General features: G+C 58.8%; 15 protein-coding genes. 4 read left to right on the top strand and 11 right to left on the bottom strand.

Features of this window, described 5'->3' with window-relative positions:
- Positions 1-4: 4 nt before the first annotated feature.
- The 10 genes from H7849_RS07750 to tssB form a co-directional block, all read right to left on the bottom strand.
- A complete protein-coding gene (locus H7849_RS07750; RefSeq protein WP_186745466.1) occupies positions 5-2,965 on the bottom strand; it encodes a type VI secretion system Vgr family protein in 2,961 nt (986 codons plus the stop codon).
- 68 nt (positions 2,966-3,033) lie between these two features.
- Positions 3,034-5,694, bottom strand: a complete 2,661-nt coding sequence (tssH, locus tag H7849_RS07745; protein WP_186745464.1) for a type VI secretion system ATPase TssH — start codon at positions 5,692-5,694, stop codon at positions 3,034-3,036.
- 32 nt (positions 5,695-5,726) lie between these two features.
- A complete protein-coding gene (tssG, locus tag H7849_RS07740) occupies positions 5,727-6,806 on the bottom strand; it encodes a type VI secretion system baseplate subunit TssG (RefSeq protein ID WP_186745463.1) in 1,080 nt (359 codons plus the stop codon).
- Positions 6,770-8,611 (bottom strand): type VI secretion system baseplate subunit TssF, encoded by a 1,842-nt coding sequence (tssF, locus tag H7849_RS07735; protein WP_186745461.1) that lies wholly within the window; start codon positions 8,609-8,611, stop codon positions 6,770-6,772. Before tssF ends, tssG begins: the two co-directional genes overlap by 37 nt.
- 3 nt (positions 8,612-8,614) lie before the next feature.
- A complete protein-coding gene (tssE, locus tag H7849_RS07730; RefSeq protein ID WP_186745459.1) occupies positions 8,615-9,079 on the bottom strand; it encodes a type VI secretion system baseplate subunit TssE in 465 nt (154 codons plus the stop codon).
- Positions 9,080-9,108: 29 nt separating this feature from the next.
- A complete protein-coding gene (tssA, locus tag H7849_RS07725; protein WP_186745458.1) occupies positions 9,109-10,512 on the bottom strand; it encodes a type VI secretion system protein TssA in 1,404 nt (467 codons plus the stop codon).
- Complete coding sequence (locus H7849_RS07720; RefSeq protein WP_186745456.1) at positions 10,499-11,227, bottom strand: type VI secretion system accessory protein TagJ; 729 nt, start codon at positions 11,225-11,227, stop codon at positions 10,499-10,501. Before H7849_RS07720 ends, tssA begins: the two co-directional genes overlap by 14 nt.
- A 10-nt stretch (positions 11,228-11,237) precedes the next feature.
- Entirely contained in the window at positions 11,238-11,714 is a 477-nt protein-coding gene (locus H7849_RS07715; protein WP_186745454.1) for an Hcp family type VI secretion system effector, read from the bottom strand.
- Positions 11,715-11,784: 70 nt separating this feature from the next.
- Positions 11,785-13,278, bottom strand: a complete 1,494-nt coding sequence (gene tssC, locus H7849_RS07710) for a type VI secretion system contractile sheath large subunit (protein WP_186745452.1) — start codon at positions 13,276-13,278, stop codon at positions 11,785-11,787.
- Positions 13,275-13,793 (bottom strand): type VI secretion system contractile sheath small subunit, encoded by a 519-nt coding sequence (gene tssB, locus H7849_RS07705; protein WP_186745450.1) that lies wholly within the window; start codon positions 13,791-13,793, stop codon positions 13,275-13,277. The genes tssC and tssB overlap by 4 nt, the downstream gene beginning before the upstream one ends.
- A gap of 298 nt (positions 13,794-14,091) precedes the next feature.
- On the opposite strand from tssB, the gene tssK (H7849_RS07700) reads away from it, so the two are divergent.
- Positions 14,092-15,447: a type VI secretion system baseplate subunit TssK gene (gene tssK / locus H7849_RS07700; RefSeq protein WP_186745448.1), complete on the top strand. Its 1,356-nt coding sequence runs from the start codon at positions 14,092-14,094 to the stop codon at positions 15,445-15,447.
- Here the strand turns inward: tssK (H7849_RS07700) and H7849_RS07695 are convergent.
- A complete protein-coding gene (locus H7849_RS07695; RefSeq protein WP_186745446.1) occupies positions 15,444-17,207 on the bottom strand; it encodes a hypothetical protein in 1,764 nt (587 codons plus the stop codon). The two genes, tssK (H7849_RS07700) and H7849_RS07695, sit on opposite strands and share 4 nt — an antisense overlap.
- A 245-nt stretch (positions 17,208-17,452) precedes the next feature.
- On the opposite strand from H7849_RS07695, the gene tssK (H7849_RS07690) reads away from it, so the two are divergent.
- From tssK (H7849_RS07690) to H7849_RS07680, 3 genes are read left to right on the top strand one after another with little or no spacing between them, the layout of a single operon-like run.
- Positions 17,453-18,805, top strand: a complete 1,353-nt coding sequence (gene tssK, locus H7849_RS07690) for a type VI secretion system baseplate subunit TssK (protein ID WP_186745445.1) — start codon at positions 17,453-17,455, stop codon at positions 18,803-18,805.
- Positions 18,805-19,503 (top strand): DotU family type IV/VI secretion system protein, encoded by a 699-nt coding sequence (locus tag H7849_RS07685; protein ID WP_186745443.1) that lies wholly within the window; start codon positions 18,805-18,807, stop codon positions 19,501-19,503. The genes tssK (H7849_RS07690) and H7849_RS07685 overlap by 1 nt, the downstream gene beginning before the upstream one ends.
- Positions 19,504-19,512: 9 nt before the next feature.
- Positions 19,513-22,941, top strand: a complete 3,429-nt coding sequence (locus H7849_RS07680; protein ID WP_186745441.1) for an ImcF-related family protein — start codon at positions 19,513-19,515, stop codon at positions 22,939-22,941.
- The last annotated feature ends 19 nt before the right edge of the window (positions 22,942-22,960 follow it).

Below are 22,960 nucleotides of genomic sequence, written 5' to 3'. Positions count from 1 at the left end.
CTGACTAGAACCCTTTCATTGCCTGGCCGATGGCTTGTTGTGCTGCTTGCTGAGCCTGATTGGCGGCCTGTTGCGCCTGCTGCGTTGCCTGGGATGCTGCTCCCTTGACCTGATTGGCGGCCTGTTGCGCCTGTTGCTGCGCCTGCTGGGCTTGTTGTTGCGCCTGCTTTGCCGCCTGTTGTGCCTGCTGCGCGGCTTGCTGGGCTTGTTGTTGCGCCTGTTGTCCTTGCTGTTGTGCCGCCTGTGCTGCTTGTTGCGCTTGCTGCTCGGCTTGCTGGGCCTGTTGCTGTGCTTGTTGCGCGGCCTGTTGTGCCTGCTGTTCAACTTGCGCCGCCTGCTTTTGCGCAGCCTGGACAGCGCCTGCTGCCTGCTGCGCGGTTTGTTGCGCTTGTTGCTGAGCCTGATTGAGAGCTTGCTGGGCTGCGGCCTGTCCTTGCGCTGCGGCCTGGCTCACCTGCTGCTGTGCCTGCTGAACGGCTTGATTTGCCTGCTGGTAAGCCTGACGGGCTTCCTGCGTGACCTGCTGGACGGCTTGCTGCGCCTGCTGCTCGGTTTGTTGGGCTGCCTGTTGTGCCTGATTCGCAGCCTGCTGTGCTTGATTTGCAGCTTGTTGAGCAGCTTGCGCAGCTTGTTGTGTTGCCTGTTGTGCCGGGCCTGCGGCGCTCGAAGCCGCTCCTGCCGCTGCCGGAGCCGGTGGAGGAGCAGGAGGCGTTGATGGCGAGGCGGGGCCGCCGGCGCTTCCAGTGGTAGCCTTTGGCGTCGTGGTTGACGATCCGGATGAACCGGAGGCGGCTTGCGAGGGCGGCGTGTCGCCGGGGAAGGTAGGCGCGGTGGGCGCGGTGGGTGAGCCTGGAGATTGCGGAGATTGCGTGCTTGCGGACTGCGCTGACATGGCCGCTCCGCCACTGTTGATATTGACTAGAATGCCCTGAATCATGACGCCGGCAGGAGTGAGGTTGACGAAGTTGCCGCCGCAGGTGAGGCTCACGCCCAGGGGAGCATCGATCACGATCGACATGCCGGCTTTGATGTTGACCGTCATACCGGAATCGATGTTGTAGGACATGCCGATTTTGTGGTTTTCGCTCATGCCGACATCGAGGGAGTAGCTCGACCCTACTTTCTCGGTGAGGTTGGAGCCGACATTTTCATCCTTGTTTGACCCTATCTTGATGACGGCGTTCGAACCGATGTCCTCGTCACGGTCAGAGCCGATTTTGATGATCTGCTTGCCTTTCAGATTCTGGCTGACATCGCCATCGACTTCTTCGTTGAGAACTCCCTTGATGAGCAGATGGGTGTCGCCATCGGTTTCCATGAAGTGATTGGACGTGATCTTTTCATGCTGTTCATTGCCGATGAGCGTGTGGTGGTCGTGCTCGACGTGGAGGTCATAGTCGCGCTCGGCGTTCATGAAGACCTGCTCTTTACCTTTCAGGTCTTCGAAGCGGAGCTCGTTGGCGTTGGCGTCGCCTCCGTCTTTGGAGCTGCGCGTGAGGATGCCCGAGAGCGTGTACTGGCCCGCGGGGTCGTACTTCGGCATGTTGACGCCGTTGTAGACGGAGCCAACGACGATGGGCTGATCGGGGTCGCCTTCGATGAAGTCGATGAGGACTTCGTCGTTGACGCGCGGCCAGAAGTAGGTGCCCCAGCCTTTGCCGGCCCAGCCTTGGGCGACGCGCAGAAGGGTGTTGTCAGGCGTGTTCGCCTTGCGCAGGCGGTCCCAGAAGAACTGGACGTTGACGCGGCCGTACTTGTCCATGTAGGAGTCTTCGCCGGAGGGAACGACGACCTGGCCCGTATGCATGCCGTTGACGACTGGCTTCGGCGTTGCGCGCAGCGGGCGATAAAGCGTGGCGAATGGGATTGCGGTGAAGGAGTTGTTGTAGGGGGTGGTCGTTGCGGTTCCGCGAGCGCGATAGGGCGGCGTTTGTCGCACGCTGTGCTCGATGCGGGTGAGCAGGTATTTTGTGTTGATGGCCGACTGCGGGTACTCGGTCAGCGTGAAGTTGAAGCCGCTTTGCATCGAGATGGCATTGGATACACCTTCGATGACGACGCACTCTGCGTCGCCGGCATCGCGGCGCATGGTCTGGAAGAAGTTGGAGAGGTCGGCGATGGTGGAATCGGAGCCGGGCTTCTTCAGGTAAGCTGCTGCGCTGTCGGCGTAGTCGTATTGCTCATTGCTGTTTGCGCCAAGCGGACCTGCGGTCTGTGTGCTGGCGAGCGGGTTCGGCAACTTCTGGTAGCGGATGAAGCTGTAGTCCCATGCGGTGTACTTGCCAGTGACCATGCTGGTCTTAGCGCGCAGGCCAGTGATGACAAATTCGTAGAAGCCCGCGCTCTTGTCGCCTTCTGGTGAGTACATGAGGGAATCTTGAAGAGGGCAGGCGCTGAGTTTTGTGGATGTGTCCTGCAGCGTGAAGGTGTGGTCATCCTTAGTGTGCGTGAAGTAATAGAGGATTCCGTGCTGCTCCATGAGACGCGAGATGAAAGCGAAGTCGGTCTCCCGGTATTGGGTGCAGTACTCCATGGGTGTGTAGGTGCCGGAAGTTTGAATCGAAGGGCTGATGTTGTATGGCGAGAGTACGGCTTTGATGACGTCTGTGACGGTCTTGTCCTGGAAGACGCGGGTGTTGACGTTGAGCGTGAGCAGCCAGATGTTGGGGACGATGTACGCCTTGTAGTTGTTGTACTCGTCATCGCCACCGCTGGATTCGAAGCTGGCGACGATTCCGTTGATGTAGCGATTTGTGCCGTTGTCGTCAGCAACGATGCCGATGGTGACCTTGCTGCCGATGATCTTTTTAGGATCGATCGTCGTGTTGACGTCGGCGACCAGCTCCGCTTGATAGTAGAAGAGTTCGGAGACGCCTTCTGCTCCGGCGAGAAATTCGGGCAGGAGAACGTCGGCTCCCAGCGGGCTGGTGAAGTTGAGAATCCGGTCTGCTTGTATCGATGCCATACGGGTTCGCCACAGCTTTCATTGAGTTGACCGCGCGACCGTGAGCGCTTCACGATCGCGCGGACTGCCTACCATTGGTAGGTAAAGCGTCCTTCGGGTGAAACACCGACTGAGACTCTTTCGGTGAGTGTTTCCTCTGCCATGCAGCTGAGCACCTGACGAGAAATTTCGGGCAGCATGGTGTTGGTGAGGATGTTGTCGACGTTGCGCGCGCCGCTTTCGACTTCAGTACAGCGCTTGGCCACTTCTTCCAGCACGGCATCGTCGTAGTGGAGTGCGATCTTGTGCGTCTCCTGGATGCGGCGTTGGATTTTGGCGATCTTCAGGCGAATGATCTGCTTCAACGCCTCGTCGCGCACCGGGAAGTAGGGAATGACCATCATGCGGCCGAGGAATGCCGGCTTAAAGATTTTGTTCAGCTCGGGCTTGATGGCGGCGAGCAGGCCATCGGCATCGGGCATTGTCTCCTTGTCGGCAGTGAGCTTGGCCAGCGTGTCGGTTGCGGCGTTGCTGGTGAGGATGATGATGGTGTTCTTGAAATCGATGGAGCGGCCTTCGCCGTCTTCCATGTTGCCTTTGTCGAAGACCTGATAGAAAAGCTCAAGCACGTCAGGGTGCGCTTTTTCTACCTCGTCTAGCAGGACGACGGAGTAGGGACGGCGCCGGACTGCTTCAGTTAACACTCCTCCTTCACCGTAACCGACGTATCCCGGAGGCGAGCCTTTCAGCGACGAAACGGTGTGCGCTTCTTGAAACTCCGACATGTTGATGGTGATCATGTTGCGCTCGCCGCCGTAGAGCAGATCGGAGAGCGCGAGAGCGGTTTCGGTTTTGCCTACGCCGCTGGGTCCGACCAGCATGAAGACGCCGACGGGCTTGCCGGGATCGTCGAGCGAGGCGCGTGAGGTGATAATGCGCTGGGCGATGGCAGCGAGACCGTGGTCCTGCCCGATGACGCGCTTCTTGAGGTGCTGGTCGAGTTCGAGGACGGAGGTGATTTCGTCCTTGACCATCTTGCCGAGCGGGATGCCGGTCCATGCAGAGATGACTTCGCCGACGATTTGCTCGTCGACGCAGACGTGCATGAGCGGGTTCTCGCCCTGCACTTTTTCTAGCTCGGCTTCGAGGGCCTGCAACGCTTCGAGCGAGGGCTTTACTTCAGGCTTGCCGTCGCCTTCGGCCTTGACTGTCTCTGCGCCGGACTCGAGGGCTTCACGCATGACGCGAATGCGGCTGACGAGATCGACTTCTTTCTCCCATTGCGCCTTCAGCTTCCCGAGAGATTCTTCGGTCTTTGCTAGCTGGTCTTCGATCGTCTGCAGGCGCTCGGCGTGGTCTTCACCTACGGTGGTCTCGCGTTCGAGAATCTGCTTCTGGACTTTGAGATCATCGATGCGGCGGTTGGCATCTTCGATTGCCGGCGGGATAGTGGTCTGCCCCAATGCGAGGCGCGCGCATGCCGTGTCGAGCACGCTGACGGCTTTGTCTGGAAGCTGGCGTCCGGCGAGATAGCGGTGCGTGAGCTTCACGGTGGAGGTGACTGCCTGATCGAGAATACGCAGGTTGTGGTGTTTCTCCATGGCCGCGATGATGCCGCGCAGCATGGTCGCGCATTGCTCTTCGCTTGGCTCTTCGACTTTGACAACCTGGAAGCGGCGGGCTAACGCGGCGTCTTTCTCGAAGAACTTTTTGTATTCGGACCATGTGGTGGCGGCGATGGTGCGAAGTTCGCCGCGCGCCAGTGCGGGCTTCAACAGGTTGGCGGCGTCGTTCTGTCCCGCCTGTCCGCCTGCTCCGATCATGGTGTGCGCTTCATCGATGAAGAGAATGATGGGATGCGGCGAAGACTTGACTTCATTGATGAGGCCCTTAAGGCGATTTTCGAATTCGCCCTTTACGCCTGCTCCGGCTTGCAAGAGAGCGAGGTCGAGGCTGTGCAACTGCACGTTGCGCAGCGGAGGCGGAACATCGCCCTGGCTTACGCGTAGCGCGAAGCCCTCAACGACTGCTGTTTTGCCAACGCCTGCTTCGCCGGTCATGATGGGATTGTTCTGGCGGCGGCGCATGAGGATATCGACGACCTGGCGAATCTCGGAATCGCGACCGAGGACGGGATCGATCTTGCCTGCCTTGGCCTTCGCCGTGAGGTTCTCTGTGTATTGGTCGAGGTGCTGTGTTTTGCCGGAGCCTGCGGGTCGCGGCGCACCATCTGCTCCTGCAGCCGCAGGAGCGGCAGCGCCGGCGGCGGAGTGCTCTTCACGCGACTTGGCGGTGACGGCGAAGAAATCCGTTCGCAGTGTTTCCACTGGAATCAGCTGCAATTCTTTGCTGACGTCGCGGATGAGGCGAACCAATTCATCGTTCGTAAGCAGAGCGAGCAGCGTGTGTCCGGTACGAATCTGGTTCGCATCGTATTCGATGGTGGCGATGGTCCACGCTTCGGTGAGCATCTTGACGAGCTGCGGGCTGAAGGCTGGACTACGTGCGTTGCCGGTCTTCAGGCGGTCGAGGCTGCGCTGGAGTTCATTGGTGAGGCGCGATTTGTCCACGCCGTATTGCTTGAGGATGAAGGCGATGTCGTTGTCGGAGCTGTCGATTGCCTTCATCAGGTAATGCTCGACTTCGATGTCATAGTGCGTGCGCGAGACGCAGAGACCGGCGGCAGCTTCAAAGGCGCTGCGGGTTGCGTCGTCCAGTTTAGTGATCAGCGACTTCAGGTTCAGGCTCATCTTTCTTGCTCCCTCATCAAGAATGAATACTGTTAGGACAGCTTGTACGTGGCCTCGTCCGGATCTCGGCTAAGCGGACGGTTCTTGACCCAGCTCACGAGGCCTAGGCGCGATGCGGCGGGACCGGCGACACCAAGCTCCATGCCGGGCGTCTCCTCGCGTTCGAGAACGAGCTGGACGATAAAGTCGAATTCACGGCTCGCATAAAAGCGCAGCCAGGAACGCAGATCGCGATGGGCGTCGGCTCCGGGCAGGAACTGCTGATAGCGCTCGAACATCATGGGGCCGAGGCGGATGGTTACGGTGCCGTGCTGGTCCCATACTTCGTCGCCGACAATGGTGCCCATGCCGAGACGTTCGCAGAACATTCCTGTGTCGCGCAGGAAGGATTGATTCTCAGGGGGCAGACGGTTCCATGTTCCGGTGAACTGGTGAATCTCAACCGGGACTTCGAAGTAATCTTCGAGCAGCTGCCTCAATGCTTGCGCACTTGGACGACGCTGCGACAGGAGGCCGGTGTAGTAGAGGCAGGCTTCGTCGGCAATCTGCATGCGCCGGGTGAGACCCTTCGTGCCGAGTCCAACCAGATCGAGCAGGCGCGTGCTGATGGCATCATCACCTGCGCCCGTGCGCTCGTATGCGACGTAGAAGCGATACTTCTGCCATGCGCGATAGAAGAGCGAGATGAGGCGATGGTTGAAGAGATCGAAGAAGTCGCCGGGGCCGTGATCCTTTGCTTTGGCGCGTTCCAGGAGAAAATCCGTGTAGACATGCGGCAGCGTGCCGACCGCGGCGCAGAGTCCCATGAAGTTGACGGACATCTTCAGTTGGCCGTCCTTCGCTTTTTCGAGACCCTGGAGTTCGCTGGCCGGGAAAGAGAATGTCGGAACGGATGAGAAGCGGACGACTTCAGAGCCGGGAGACACAAAAAGGCCGACGGGGCGGCGCTCCGGATGGAGTCGCTCCAGAAGACGCACGGCCTGAAAGAACTGCACGCTGTAGGGATCGCGCTTCAGCATCTCGTCGAGACGCTGAAAGATGGGAGCGGTCTGCAGTTCGGCGCCTTCGTCTGGGTTCAAATTAGGGGCTTGTTCCCGGCTCTGGGTGGCCATTCGCCAAGCATCTCCTTTCTCTGGTTGGTGCGCGCAGCCAACTGGCAGAAGCTGTTGATAGAGGTGTAGTTGCCGAGGAAGCGGTCGAGCACGTTCGCGAACAGGTATACACCTCCGCCGACAAACTGGCGCTCGTCAAAGTCGATTTCAATGCGCATGCCGCGTGCCGGAATGTTGCCGAATCCCGATTGCATGATGGCGAAGTGCGGGCGCGAGGACATGGCGGTGATGCCGCCGATCTGGTTTTCGAGGTACGACGAATCAGTGAAGTTGTGCAGGCGGAGAATTTCCTGCAGTGCCGTTACGCCTTCTTCGACGAGCGACAGATAGTTGAGCGAGAGCTGTGAGACCAGCCGCCACAGCTGTCCTTTTTCATCCGGCGGATCGTAGCTGGGAGTGGGACGGCGGAGCGCCGTGATCTTTTGTACTGCAGGAAAATCTTCTGCGGAGAAATCTCCTTCTTCGAGTCCGAATGGCAGGCGCGACGGCAAGTCGAAGTTGGAGCAGGTGGTGCGGACGGTGAGGACTTCCGCGTCGGGGTGCGTTACCTGTCCGTCTACGTCGACGAGCGATATGTGCATGGTGGACGGCTCGCGCTCGCCGAGGACATTCGGGCGGCGCATCGCGTGCCAGTAGGTGCGTCCGGTTGTTTTGCGGCCTTCAAAGCGGTAGGAGTACAGCGGGTCGAGTTCGATGCTTTCGCGGCGGCTCGTGTTCGACGCCATGACGTCTTCGATGGAGAAGATTTCGGTTGTTTCCTGATGGCGCACATCGGGGATGACGAGGTACTCGTGCTTGGTGTGCGTGACTAATATCGGTTCGGCCGTTTGTGGAAAGAGATTGATGATGGGAGTGCATCCCAGACGCAGCGTGCGCGATGTGACACCGATTTCGAGGTCCTGCTGGCGCTCGGGGCGATCAAAGCGCGAGAAATAGAAGAGGATTTCGGCTTGTTCCTTGCAGCCTGCTTCGCGGATCGCTTCGAGGCTGCTCAGTTCGAAGAACAGGAATTTTTCCGAGAAAGTGAAGTATTCCTGCAAGAGGCGATAGCCTTCGAAGGAGCGCCTGGGGTATGGCAGGAGAGCTTCGTCCTCTTCAAAGCCGACAGGGCGCAGGTCTGAAGGCGCGATGGGCACAACTTTGCCGCCGCGCTGCTGCGGGTCGCGCACGAAAATTGCGATGCAGTTTCGGCAAAGCAGCTCGTAGAGCGTGTGGACGACGTTGGTTTCGCCGGTGACATGAAAACCTAATTTGCTGATCTGGAGCTTGTCGAAGAAGACATCGCGGGCGCAATCAAGGCGCATGCGGATGACTCCAGCTGCTCCGTGGACGCGGATGGGCTGCGTAAGACGCTCGGGATGGCGCCACTCGCATTCGCCTACGGAGAATGGCCATAGGTGCACGGGGTAGGCGGTGTGAAAGCGGCAAGGAAGTCCATCGAAAGTGCGTTTAGTTGCGAGCTGGGTTCCGACAGGAATTCGCAGGCCGGTGGTCTGCTTTCCCTGCTCCGGATCGAGCTGGCATTCGACGACCGACATCGATGGGATGGGCCGCAGGTAATGGGGCGAGACGATTCCGAGGAGCGCCGACGTGATTTCCGGAAAGTCGTCGTCGATGCGTAAGTGAACGCGCGCGGCTAGAAACGCGAAGGCTTCGATCAGTCGCTCGACATGCGGATCGTCGCAGCGATCGGGCTCAAGCAGCAGACGGCTGGCGACGCGCGGGTATTTTTGCGCGAACTCCGCCCCAAGCTGCCGGACATAAGCAAGCTCGCGCTCATAGTATTCGAGCAAGTCTTCGCGCATCGCTTATTTCACCTTGTACTCGCCGCTGGATAGCTCGAGCACAGTGTCAAATGATATTTCCTCGGGGGCCGGGTCGAGCTTCATGCTGCCTTCGATGTGGAAGCGCAGACGGCGCTCCGCCGTGTCGCCTTTTTCGAGAGTCACGCGCACGTCGGTCAGGCGAGGCTCGTAGTTGCGCAAGCAAGCCTCGATGGCCTGCCGTAAGCGTCGATTGTCAGACGCGGAGTTGAGGCCCATCGAGGAAATGTCAGGCAGTCCGTAGTTGAGGGTGGAAGCCGATGCCAGTTCGTAATCGGCAAGCGCCTCAATGGGAGGCTGGCGGGTGTTCAGCAACCATTCGAGGTCACGCTTCAGGGCTTCTTTGAAGTAGCGAAGAGATTGGGCGCGCGTGGTCGGCCAGTCCTCAACGGCCATCAGGCGGTCAAGGACTGATTGCGTTACCAGCGTTTCTGTAGCTGAACGTGCCAAGCCGGCGAACTCCTGGAGCGTAGATCAAATCAATGTGAAACATTCAGCGCCGCTATGGGGTCGATACGGCAAAGACGCGAGAACAGCTCTTCCCTTCTCCCGTCGTCATCGGATTCAATGCACTTGAGAAGCAGCGCCAGCGGCTGCGCGATCAGTTCACCCGCCTCCCATTCTTCCAGCTTGCGCTCGTCAATTTCCTTGATCAGCTCGTCTAAAACGCGAACCGCGACTCGCTTCTCGCCTGCGTCGACGCATAGCTGGGCGATGTGCAGCCTGCTCTGAAAACGGGCGCGGCCGTTGGGCTGCCGCGCCGCATCGCGCAACAGCAGCTGAATTGCCTGGGGCAGTTGGCCCTGGCGAATCATGTCGCGGGCAAGATCGTCCTGTTCCCCCATTTCTCCGAGTTGCACAACAGCCTGCAGCAAAAAGGTGGCGGGGCTCGAAGGCCGCTCTTCCTGAATGAAGAGGGTGCATTCGCGGATTCGGTTGACGGCATCGCTCCAGTCCGTTGGCTTGGCTGAAACAAATCCTGCATTTCTCATGGCTAGGCTTGAGAGGGACTTCCCTCTCCCCGCATGCACAGCAACCAGCGCACCGGCGCTTTCTTCCGTCTCTGACATTTCTTCATGGCCTTCGACTGCTGCTTCGTCTACCGGATCCGGCTCCAGCTTTCTCTTTTCGGCGAGGAGGCTGTTGACCACCTGGTCGACTTCCTGGATCGACGTGCGCAGCTTGGCGAACGATGGCCCTTCATCGCGATACTTTTCTTCGCTGAAGCTCTGCAACGTTTCCAGCGTGGTCAGCGTGGATTGCAGAGAGTCGTGAAGGCCGACATAAAACGCCTTGGAGGTCGCCGCGAAGGCTGCGTCAAAATCCTCTCCGGTGGTTTTGCCGTCTTCGATCGCCTGCCTGCGCGCTTCGCGCTTGCTGTCGCTGGATTCGGCGTCGCCTTCGTAGCCAACGGTGCGGGATTCCTTGTATTGGAAGAAGTTCAGACCCTTCTTGGTAATCGGGGCTTCGCGCACGAGAGCGGCAACGCGATTGGCGGCCCATTCAATAGGCATCGCGCGCAGGCCTACGTCGTCGTCCTCGATGAGGGGATAGATCGTATCCCAGAACTGCTCCTGCAGGTCATGGATGAGCTTAAAGCAAGGCTCGACGAGAGACAGGCCTTCCTTTTTGACGTGGGCCTCGGTGAGCCACGCCGCCAGCTGGAGGTCCTTGCTTTTAGTAGACAGCGCTTCACCCGCCAGCTTGATCACCAGGTTAAAGTCGGCCTTCTTGACCGTGCGTTCCCAGGCTCCACTGGGAAGGCTGTCGTCATCTTCGGTCCGCGCTTCTTTGATCTGGTCGTAGATCTTGTCGTAACGGAGGCTGGCTCCGGAAGGATTGTCGCCCGGAATCGGATTTAATAGATCATCACGTAGTGGCACTTTCAGCCGTCTCCCTGGCGTGGTGGAAGGTCAGATTGCGCAGCTCGAGGAACGGCACTTCCTCTTCCCCTCGCATCAGCATTTTCTGGCCGTAGGGAACGGCCCCATATTTTTCGTTGTCTTCCCAGGCGGTTGAGCGGCCCAACCGAACGGCATCGTCGGAATGCTTCCAGGAAAGCGGCGCGAGCACCGGAATCAAAACCTCTCCCAGATCCTGCAGGCGAAAAGCTTCGGTGGTATGCAGAATCGCCGGCGCCCATAGCAGATCGCGCAGCTTTTTCGGAGCCTGTACCTCGACGGACTCTACGTAAGCGAGTGGAATCCAGGTGTAGCTGCCTGCGATGAATGCCTCCAGATGCGCGCCGATGCGCGGATCGGCATCTTCGAGGCTAGTGAACTCTTCGCCATTGAGAGAGCCCGAGGGTGCGGGATGTGTTGTTCCGAGAGGCAGCTCATCCTTGGCGAACATTTCCTGCCGCGTCTTCTCAGCATGCAGAGCCGCGCGATACAGCATCGCTCCGGCCGCAGCCTCCTTGTTCGCGTCAGAAAGAACATCGAGTTGCTTGCTGGCGCGGTCGTAATCTCCCGCGAAGCACAGCAATTCAAACAAGAACGTACGGCGCTTGACGTCGAGCGGTTGCTTCTTCAACTCGTCGCCAAGCGCAGTGATGGCCAGCTGAAGCTGGCCATCGCGGTAATAAGAGAGCCCGTCCATCCAAACCGCCTTACGACTGTTTGTTCTGTTTCGTGCTGTACTTGACTTCGCCAACGCTGGCGACATTGCCCTTCTCATCCTGCGTCGAGTAGTCAATGCCGATTTCGTTATAGGTGAATGAAATGCTGACACTTGGCACTTCAGAAGAAGCCGACATCTGCAGGCCGGTAATGAAAATTTCCGTAAAGTTCACCTTCAGATAGGGCTTGCCATCCGCGCCTGTCTTGACGGCGCTCATGGTCCCCTTCGTAATGTGGGTTCCTTTCACGATCGACTTGAACAGCTTTGGGGTCGATTTGTCGAAAAAGGTCATCGTGCTGAAGTCAGACAGATCCACCTTACCGGCACCCGAACCGCCCGTTCCGGCAACGGAGGAGATGTTCGAAGCTCCCCAGCTCCAGCTCAGGAGCTGGATCTTGTTTTTAAATTTTTCGTCTTGAGATTCTCCGGGAATCCCATCAAGGTCGAGGAAATAATCAACTGCCATTTCTGGCTCCTTTCATTTCGTAACTTGTGTACCGCGTGGGCAAAGGGGAAGCTATGATCCCTGCTGCCTACTACTTCCTTGCCGATTCCGGCAGGTCGGCAACAAGACGGAGCGAGACTGATAGCTCGTCGAGTTGGAAATGTGGTTTCAGGAATGCGACTGCGCGATATGCGCCGGGCTTTCCGGGAATTTCGGAGACCTGGATCGCTGCTTCGCGCAACGGCAATTTCGCCTTCGCTGCCTGCGATGCGTCGTCATCCGCGCAGACGTAGTTCATGATCCACTGGTTCAGGAATCGTTCGCAGTCCTGACGGCTCATGAAGCTGCCGATCTTGTCGCGCATCATCGCCTTTAGATAATGAGCGAAGCGGGACATGGCGAGAATGTAAGGCAACTGGGCTGAGAGCCGCGCATTCGCGTTGGCAGCGTCTTTGTCATACAGCTTGGGCTTGTTGGCCGTCTGCACGCTGAAGAAAGCCGCATAGTCCGTTCCTTTGCAGTGCACGAGCGGAACCAGTCCCTGATCGGCGAGTTCCTTTTCGCGGCGATCGGTAATGGCAACTTCCGTTGGGCACTTGAGAGCGACGTCGCCCTCATCGGTGCGGAAAGTGTGCGCAGGCATGCCTTCGACCAGGCCGCCGCCTTCCACGCCGCGGATCGCAGCGCACCAGCCATACTTGGCGAAGGAGTTGGTCAACCTTGCGCCCAAAGCGAAAGCTGCGTTGCCCCAGAGATACTTGGAGTGATCGCTGCCGTCTACGCCTTCTTCATAGTCGAAGGCGTCGATCGTCTTCGTGTCCTTGCCATAGGGCAGACGCATGAGGACGTGAGGGAGCGTGAGAGCGACGTAGCGGGAATCGTCCGACTGGCGGAAGGATTTCCACTTGGCATATTCCGTCGAATCGAAGATCTTTCCGATGTCGCGGGGTGAGCCAAGCTGCGTGTAGCTGCTCAGGTTAAGCAAATCGGAGTTAGCAGCGGAGAGGAAAGGCGCGTGGGCTGCCGAAGCAACCTGGGAAATCTTCTCCAGAAGCTCCATGTCTTCCGGCCCCTTGCCGAACTCGTAGTCACCGATAATCGACGCAAACGGAGCGCCGCCGAAGACGCCGAATTCCTCTTCGTAGACCTTCTTGAAGAGAGCGCTCTGGTCGAACTCGGCGGCGCGCTGCAGGTCTTTCAGCAGCTCGCGCTTGGAGACGTTGAGCACCTTGATCTTCAGCATGTCGCTGGTCTCGGACTGATCGAGCAGATACTTCAATCCGCGCCATGTGCCTTCAAGCTTCTGGAAGGCGGGATAGTGCAGCACTTCGTTGAGCTGCAGCGAAATCAAATGATCGATCTGCGCGATGCGGGCCTGGATCGAGGCTTCCGCGTCGCGGGTGAGGGTCATATGCCCTTCAAGCACCTGCGAGACGAACTCCTTGACCATGTCGCGCCCGCGCTCAAGCGTGGCGGCGTCGCGATTGAAGCGCCCCTGCGCAACAATCTGGTCGAGCAGGGACTGATCTGCAGTCTGTTCGACTGCCTGCCCCGCGGCAGCAGTTGCGGTATTGGTTGTACTCATTTCTCACCCCCAGCGGTACCAAGTTCGCTGCGAAGCTTCTCGCGCTTCTCCGTGCTCGAAACAGCATCAAACAACGCCTCATCGAGCTTGTCGTTGCCCTGCAGGCTACCCCGCAGATCAGACAGACGCTGACGCAGGTCGAGCAGCTCTTTCAGCGGCCCAACTTGTTTCGCCACGTTCTCGGGCGAAAAGTCATCGAGGCTTTCGAATTTCAGATTGACGGCAATCTGGCCCGCATTCGGATCGTCGCTCAGCTTGTTGGCAACTGAGTAGGCGAGGTGGGGCTGCATTCCCTTCAGGACGGTGTCAAAGTTGTCAGGATTGATCTCTACGAATTTGCGGTCTTTCAAGGCGGCAAGCGGTTGTTCAGGCTGGCCGGTGAGGTCTCCGAGCACACCCATGACAAAAGGCAGCTCTTTCAGTTCAATCGCGTCGCCGATCTCGACATCGTAGGTGATGTGCACGCGCGGCGAACGCACGCGGTCCAGTTTATGCTGCGTACTTTCCTTAGCCATTTCTTTATTCCTCGATAGACGCGCGAAGGCACCGCCCGCCCTTGATTCGAATCAATACAGTTTGGTAACCGGTTGCTGATTATGCCAATTGCGTTTCCCCGCTCAATGTCCCCTCGTGCACTTTGAGCGCGCTATTTGGCTGTCTGATGAGAGCGGGGCAATTATTAACTGCCCCATAGTGTGTGTCAAGTTGAAATCGTTTCACATGCGTTTGGCGAAGACTTGAAGCGTTTTGTTAACTGGGTTTCACCATCCCTGTATACTCAAACCCCGATAGGTATCCTAACTTAAAAAACTTATGCGACAGTTACAGCCGGTTGTCTGGTCGAAAGGCGTCTTTCTATCCCCGCAGCACTTACAGGCACAGGACCGTTTTTTTGAAGAAAGTCTTCGCTTCGTTGTAGAAGCGCTCTCGTTTCGCTACTGGGGATTTACTTCCTTGCAGATCGACGGCACCGCGTTGAGCGAAGGACAACTCAGCATTTCGCAGGCTTCCGGAGTTTTGCCCGATGGGCTTTTGCTGGATCTGCCTTCGTCAGATGCGGCTCCGCGTTTACGCACGCTCGATGAGTGCTTTCATCCGGGCCAGGAAACATGCTCGTTCTATCTCGCAGTTCCCCAGGAGCGGCCCGGCGGAATCAATGTAGGTCTGCAACGCGGAGGCATCAACACACGCTTCTACGCGGAGCTGCAGATGCTGCGCGATGAGAACAGCTCCGGTATCGAAAAGCCGGTGTCGCTCGCACGGAAGAACCTGCAGATTCTTGCGGATGGAGAGAATTTAGAAGGCTCCGTATTGTTGCCGCTGGCGAGGATCGAGAAGACGGAGGCGGGTGGCTATCGGCTGGATGCGAAGTTCGTCCCGCCGATGCTGAATGTAAAAGGCAGCGAAGTGCTCTCCGGCATTCTGCGTGGCCTGATTGAAGTGCTGGTCGCGCGCAGCAGCCAGCTTGCCGGTTCACGCCGTCAGCGCAATCAATCGCTTGCCGACTTCAGCGCGTCAGACGTCGCCAATTTCTGGCTGCTCTACACCATGAACGCTCACCTTCCAGTGCTGCGGCATCTGCTCGAAGCGAGCCACGTTCATCCGGAATCGCTCTATACGCAGATGCTTTCGCTTGCGGGCGCGCTGACCACGTTTTCGCAGAAGATCGAGCCCCGTGATTTGCCGAAATACGAACATGAAGACCAGGGGAAATGCTTCATCGCGCTCGATGCCATCATTGCCGAACTGCTTGAGACAGTGGTGCCAAGCAACTTTGTGGCGCTCCCGTTGAAGCAGCTGCGCGATTCGATTTACGCCACCGCCATCGACAAAGACCAATACTTTGAGAATTCGCGCTTCTATATTGCTGTCTCGGCCGACATGCGGGAAGCCGACCTTATCAGCCGCATACCCAGTCTCGCCAAGGCATGTTCGGCGACGCATATCGAGCAACTGATTCGCCAGGCGCTTCCTGGATTACCGCTGACGCACGTGCCTGTGCCTCCGCGAGCGATTCCGGTGAAACTGCGCTATCAGTACTTCAGCGTGGATCGCAGCGGCCCGGTGTGGGATGCTGTGCTGCGCGCGCGCAACTTCGGCGTCTATGTGCCGGGAGAAATCCCGAACCCGGATATGGAGCTGATTATTCTCTTTGCCAATCCTGATTAGTGGTGACGCAGCGCGAAGAACAGAATCAGGATCACCACGATCAAAACGAAGACGTTCACGATCAGGATCAGCGGCAGATACTGCTGCAGCTTGCTTGGCGGAGCTGGTGGTGCGGGCGCAGGTGCTGGAGCCGGAGGAAACTGAAAAGCGGGCGGCTGAAAGTGTGGCGCTGGGTGCGCGGCGCCTGCTCCACCGGCGTGCATCTGTGGCACCGGTGGTGGGGCGGCAGGGGGCATCTTCGCAAATGGCGGAGGCTGCGGCATCTGAAAACCGGGCTGGCCACCAGCGGCCTGCGCCGGTGGCGGCATGACGGGCGGACTGCCGGGAGCCACGTTCTGTCCTTGCGACTCGCGCAACATCGAACCGGAAATAATTCTGGTGAATTCACCGGGGCCGCTTTGCGGCATCGGCTGCGGAGTACTGGGAGCTAGGGGCTGCGGTGCTGCCTGCGCGGGCGGAGCTGCGTTTCCGGCGTTCAGAGTCTGCAGCAGCTGAGTGAAACCACCGGCTGCGGGAATGCTCGGGGCGGCTGCAGGTGAAGGAGACGGCATAAACGGCGGCGGCTCTTTCGCCGGAGCCGTGTTTTCTTTTCCCAGAGCCTGAAAGAGCTGGGTGAAGCCTCCCTGCGCTGGTGCAGCAGTTGGGCTGGCTGGGCTTCCGAACGAACTCGCCGAGGGTGCGGGCGTCGAAAACGAGAAGTTGCTCGGCGGAGTCTGTTGCTGCTTCAAGGACGCAAGCGGATCTTCCTGCGGCGTATTTTGAGCGCCCGCATGCGAGAACATCTGCGTAAACGCGCCGGGGCCAGATTGCGGCGGCGCGGCTGGTGCTTCGAATGTTGCGGCAGGCCGCGGTTGCGCCGGAGCTGGAGTTGGCGCTTGCTCCTTCGATCCCGCGAACGATTGAAACATCTGGGTGAAGCCGCCAGCGGGTGTGGGCTGCTGAGGCGCGATAGGCTGCGTCGGCATTGGCGCGGTTTCAGCTACGCGTTGTGACGGAGAGAGTGATTGGAACATCTGCGTGAATGCTCCGGGTGCGGCAGTCTGTTCGGTGGTCGGTACCGGCGCGCTCGGTTGCGCGGGAGCAGACGCAGTCTCTTCAGGAATTGGAACCGGGGCGAATCCGGCTTCGGCGGGTGCCGGTTGAGCCGGAGCTGTCTTAAACACCTGGGTGAAGACTCCGGGCTGCTGAGACGGCTTCATTTGGGTTGCTGGTATTGGCGCTGGAGCGGCTACTTGTTCTTTTGCAGGCGAGTTGCTCAGAGTTTGTAAAAGCTGCGTGAATTCTCCGGGCGTTTGCGGCGGAGCGAAAGGTGTGGGAGATGCTGACGAAGCTGCGGGGGCCAAAGGCTTGTTGATCGAAACCGGAGTAAAGACGCTGGTGAGATCCTTGGGAGGTTTTTGCGGCGCAGGGGGAAGCGGTGATGCTATGGGAGCCGTGGGCTGGCTCTCGGTTTTGAGAGGCTGCGCTCCAGCAGGCGCGAGCGACTGAAACAGTTGCGTGAAGCTTCCCGCGCCGCCTGCTGTTGGCGGGCTGGATGGTGGAGCAAACGGTTGCGGCGGAGGTGCAGTAGGGTTGCTCTTCGCGGGTGCTGCTTCCGAGCGCAGCAGCGATTTCAGCAGATCGTCCTGTTCAGCAGATGGGCCATCAGACTTAGGCGCAACCGCGCCGAACATTCCGGTCGCGCTCGCGGGCTCGTTTGCTGCCGACTCACCCGGACCAGAGGAATGAGAGCTGTCAAATGGTGACTTGGATGAGTCCATGTTATGCAACCCGTGACTTCGAAATTGACTGTTGATTCTGGAGTCCAAGCTTACATCGCAAAATCTTGACAGTAAAGCCTTGACACCCTAGGATGCACACACGAATTGGCCGCAATAAATTCAAGCAGCAGAAACTAAAAGCGCGATGCATTCACTATGCTGTGAAGTGTCGTTCTTCACGGCCTGTATGGTTGTGCGCCATTCACCAACAACGTTTCGCCGATTCGCCTAATGGTTCAATATTTATGAAATTTTTGTCGCGTGTGGTCTGGTCCGAAGGCATGTATCTGGGACCGCACCATTTTCAGACCCAGAGCCGGTACTTTGAAGACTCGATCGCGTTTCTCGTTGCCAGCTTGTGGCACGAGCCTTGGGGATTTCTCCATTTTGAGCTGGATCAGAAGGCCATTCGAAACGGCAGTGCTGTCGTCCTGCATGCTTCCGGCGTTTTTCCAGATGGGTTGACCTTCGAGCTGCCGAATTCCGATCCACCACCGGCAGCACGCAATCTCGCCGAGGTTTTTCCGTCGACCGATGCGGCGCTGCCGCTGTATCTCGCTGTTCCCACGCGTAAGGACAATGGCTTCGACTGCGATCTGAAGGACGTTGCCAGCGGCACCCGCTACGCTCGCATGCAACGCGTTCTACGCGACGAGACGAACGGCATCGATGAGCGCGAGATCGAGCTGGGGCGGAAAAATATTCGTGTCCTTACCGAAGCGGAACTCACTCCCGAGATGCAATCGATTCCGATTGCGCGCGTGCTACGTGATGGCCGCGGTCACTTGATCTACGATGAAGAATTCATTCCCACATGCCTGCGAGCCAGCGCCAGCGAACCGTTGATGCTGCTCTTCAAGCGGCTGATTGAAACGATCGGTGAGAAGAGCGCGACGATTGCCCGCAGCGCTCGCCGCCACGGACGCTTCGAGGCCGGGACTTCCGCCCTCGATGTTGCCAATTACTGGTTTCTGCATGCGCTACACAACGCGATTCCGCCCTTGCAGCACCTCAGCGCCACCAAGCATGCGCATCCGGAGGAATTGTTTGTCGAGCTGTCACGTCTTGCGGGAGCGCTCTGCACCTTTGCCGTCGATTCCGATCCACGCACGCTTCCCTCGTACGATCATCGCGATCCCGGGCCGGGATTCCAGGCACTCGATGCGCACATCAAACGGCATCTTGAGATTGTCGTCCCGTCAAATACTGTAACTCTGAAGTTCGATCCGACAGAGCCTTACATTCAGGAGGCGGATGTTGTGGACGAACGCTGTCTGCGCCGTGCCCGCTGGGTGCTCGGCGTGCGTTCGAGCCTGGGCGAGTCGGCGCTGTTGAATATGGTGCCGCGGCTGGTCAAGGTCTGCTCGGCGCGATTTGTGCCGGAGTTGGTGAAGCGAGCTTTGCCGGGAATGACGCTCACGCACTTGCCCGTGCCTCCTACGGCGATTCGCGCGGAGGCGGACATGCAATATTTCGTTGTTGAAACCGCGGGGCCGTGTTGGGAGCACATTCTTCAAACCCGCAAGGTTGGCGTGTATATTCCGGGTGATCTTTCGGACCCGGAATTTGACCTTACCGTGATTGTGGAGGCGTCCTGATGAGTACAGCCCGCGTTAACAGCCTGGCGTTTTCGTTTCAGGAAGTTCTTACGGCGATTCTTCGTGTCCGTTTTCAGCGCCAGCAGGTACAGGACTCGGAGAGCTTCCGCGCGCAGATGCGGCGCTCTCTGCAGACTGCGATGCAGGATGCGAAGTCGCTTGGCTACACGAGCGAAACGGTGCAGATGGGCGTCTTCGCCGCCGTCGCGTATCTCGACGAGAGCGTCCTTAATCTGCAAAGCCCCAACTTTGCAGACTGGGCCCGGCGGCCTTTGCAGGAAGAGCTGTTCGGCGGTCATCTTGCCGGAGAGACCTTCTTCGTTAACCTTCGCAAGCTGCTCACACAGCCGGACTCGGCTGAAGTGGCCGACGCTCTCGAATTGCACTGCCTGTGCCTCCAGATGGGCTATCGCGGGCGCTATGCCTTCGGCGACAGCGGCGAGCTTCACCAGTTGCTTCGTCAAGCGCGCGAGAAGATCCAGCGCATTCGCGGTCAGGCATATCTGATTCCGCCAATGCCTGCGCCTGAAGTGAAACCCACGCGCGCGAAAGATGCGTGGAGCCGTGGATTGTTGATTACCGCCTGCGTGCTGGCGGGCCTGACGGTGATTGCCTTTGGCGGTTTTGAAATTCTTCTTGGTTCCGGTGTCTCCCAAGTTCAGAGCCAGGGCCAGAACAGCCCTGTGAGCGCTCGTTAGGAGTCTGTTGTGGTTTCGATTGTCATCTCGATCGTTATTTTTCTGCTCTCGCTTGTGCTTGCCTGGATGGCTGGTCCGGTGCTCCATGTAGAGGGCACAGCACTGGTGATCCTGCGCGTGCTGTTGGTTCTCCTTGGTGTCGCCGCAGCCACGACCATCCTCGTGTTGCACTTCCGCAAGAAGAAGCGTGAAGGCTCAACAAAGAATGTTCAGGGTAATACGGAACTCGATACGCTCTTGCGCGACGCGGAGAAAAAGCTTGCTTCTGCGCAGCGGACTGGCGCGAAAACGCTCGATTCCCTGCCGCTGCTTTACATGTTGGGCGAGGCGAATTCCGCTAAGACGACGACGGTGATGAAGTCCGGCCTGGACCCCGAGTTGCTGGGCGGACAGATGTATCGAGATCAGGATATTGTAGCTACACCGGTTGCGAATCTTTGGTACACGCAGCAGTGCGTCATCGTGGAAGCCGGTGATGCGGTTCGCAGAAGCCCCGCGCTGTGGTCGAAGCTGATTCGCAGGACGCGCCCCAAGGCCTATCGCGCAGCGATGGGGTCGCAGGCTCCAATTCGCGCGGCTGTCGTCTGCATGAGTTGCGAGCAGTTTCTTGGTGCCTCTGCAACCGAGGCCGTAGCTGCATCGGCCCGCCAGAACAATCAGATGCTGCGCGATCTGGCGCAACAACTCGGGACCGAGGTTCCGGTCTACGTCATCCTCACCAAGCTCGATCGTGTTCCCGGATTCACGGAGTACGTCCGCAATCTCTCGAACGAAGAAGCTTCGCAGGCGCTTGGCATTCCGACGGCGCGCAGTGGCGTATCGAGCGGCCTTTATGCGGAACAAGCAACTCGCGAAGTTACAAATGCGGTCGACCAGCTGGTCTTCTCGCTAGGTGAATATCGCCTCGAGATGCTTTCGCGGGAGAACGATCAGCGCAACGTCGATCCGGTTTACGAATTTCCGCGCGAGCTGCGCAAGCTGCGAAACAATCTCTCGTCCTACCTGGTGGAGTTGGCGAGGCCCAGTCATCTGAATGCGAATCCGTATCTGCGCGGCTTCTATTTCACCGGCGTGCGCGCGCACATCGTCGAGCAGATGGTCAGCGCTCCGGCCGCGGTGCGGCAGACGGCACCGGCAGACGCAAGTGCCACGCGCATATTCTCTGTCCAGCAGATGCAAGCTGCGCAAGCAGCTCCGGCTCCGCAGGTGGTATCGCAGAAGATCGCCCAGTGGGCCTTCCTGCCGAAGCTCTTCCCCGTTGTCATCCTGCAGGATCGAAGCGCGCTTTCAAGCACCAGCAACAGTGGGCGCACACATACGTTCCGTCGCATCGTCTTCGGGACGGTTTCCGCCCTGCTGCTGATCTACCTGCTTTGCCTGGTCATTTCCTACGGCAACAACTCCCACCTGGAAAAGCAGATTTCGTCCGCCGCCGAAGCGCTCCCGCCGAGGACTGTGCCTGCAACCATGCTGGCTTCAACGCAGGATCTTTCGTCGCTCGACCAGCTTCGTTCGGCTGTTCTCCAGCTTGAGGGCTATCAGCAGAACGGGCCGCCACTGATGTATCGCTGGGGGCTGTATCACGGCGACAGCCTGCTCGAAGCAGCACGACGGATTTACTTCGATCGTTTCCAGCGGCTCCTGCTGACCAATACGCAGGTCAACATCGTCACCATGTTGGGCGGACTTCCAGCTACACCGCAGGCGGGAGCCGATTACTCGGCGGCTTACAATCCGCTGCGCGCGTATCTCATCACCACCTCGAATGCGGATAAGAGCACAGCGGAATTTCTTACTCCGGTGATGATGCAGTATTGGCTCAACGGCCGCACTCCTGAAACCGAGCAGCAGAAGCAACTGGCGCAACAGCAGTTCGATTTCTATGCCAATGAACTAAAGCGTGGGAACCCGTATTCCATCGCGCCGGCAATGCCAGTGGTCACGCATGCGCGCACGTACCTCGGCAGCTTTGGCGGGTACGACCGCATTTACCAGAACATGCTTGCTGCGGCGAACAAGGCCAATCCTTCGATTGATTTCAACCGGATCTATCCCGGCTCTTCTGTCGTTGTTGTCGAGTCGCACGTCGTTCCAGGAGCGTTTTCACGTAACGGCTTTGCGTTCATGCAGGATGCAATTCTGCATCCGGACCGCTACTTTAGCGGCGAGGCGTGGGTGCTGGGCGATCAGGCTCCTCCGTCGCTCGACCGCGCCAACCTCACACAGGAGCTTGCTGGCCGATATCTGGCTGATTACCTCAGCGAGTGGCGAACCTACTTGAAGCAGGCCTCTGTCGTGCGCTATCGCGGGCTTCCGGATGCGGGACAAAAGCTGCAGATTCTTTCGAATCCCAATTCCCCGCTGCTGGCCCTGGTCTGCACCGCTTCGCACAACACGGCGGTCTCCAACCCGGACATTCAAAAGGCGTTTCAGCCGACGCAGGCGCTTGTTCCTGCCGACTGCACGGAACATCTCGTATTTCCCAGCAACAGCGGGTACATCAATGCGCTGGTCGGGTTGCAGGGCGCGGTTTCCCAAGTAGCGCAGAGCCCGAATCCTACCGATCCCAACGCTGCGCAGCCGATTATCGGCGCTGCCGTCAGCGCTCATGGCGCGGTCAGCCAGGCGTCGCAGGCGTTCAATATTGATCCGCAGGCGCACGTGGAGCAGACGGTGATTGCGTTGATGCAGGCTCCCATCAACTCCGTTGAAGATGCAGTGCGCGGCGCGCGGCCCGAGCAGGCGAACGGCGGCGGCAAGAGCTTCTGCGGCGGCTTCTCGGCGCTGATGGCGAAGTTCCCCTTTGCGCCAAACTCAACAGTCGAGGCGAGCACGGCCGAAGTTGGCGCCGTCTTCCAGCCGGGGACGGGGTCGCTCTGGCAGTTCTACGATGCGACGCTGAAGCCGATGCTGCAGCAGCAGGGCTCGACATACGTTCCCGCGCCGAACGCTCCCATCAAGCTGAATCCGGCGTTCCTGCACTTTTTCAACCAGGCGACGGCATTGTCGTCGGCGCTCTATCCCGCGGGTTCGACTTCCCCCGCGCTGAACTTCACGGCGAACATCCTGCCTTCGAAAGGCATTCAGAGCGTCACGCTGGCCGTCGATGCGCAGCGGCTCTCGGGGGCCAACATTTCAAAGCAGCTGACTTGGTCGGCACAGTCGGCGCAGATGGCACAGCTGGTGGCGAACTACGGGTCGAATAGTTTGCCTTTACAGTTCAACGGCACGTGGGCGCTTTTCCACCTGATCGACAAGGGCAAGGTCGAGCAGCCGGGCAATCCGGTGCGGCTGGCATATCCGCTGGAGATTGCGAATACGCCGATTGTGGTCGACAACACCCCGCTGGTTGTGCGGATCGAGCTTTCCGGACCGAACGCCGGACTGCTCATGCCGGGCGGGCTCGCGATGCGCTGCGTGTCGGAGGTTGGGCGTTAGTCCCCCTTGTGTTTTTGTA

The sequence above is a fragment of the Alloacidobacterium dinghuense genome (assembly GCF_014274465.1).
In the GTDB taxonomy this organism is placed as follows: domain Bacteria; phylum Acidobacteriota; class Terriglobia; order Terriglobales; family Acidobacteriaceae; genus Alloacidobacterium; species Alloacidobacterium dinghuense.
The sequence above is the reverse complement of the archived record's forward strand: the minus strand, read 5'-3'. Positions and strand labels throughout refer to the sequence as shown.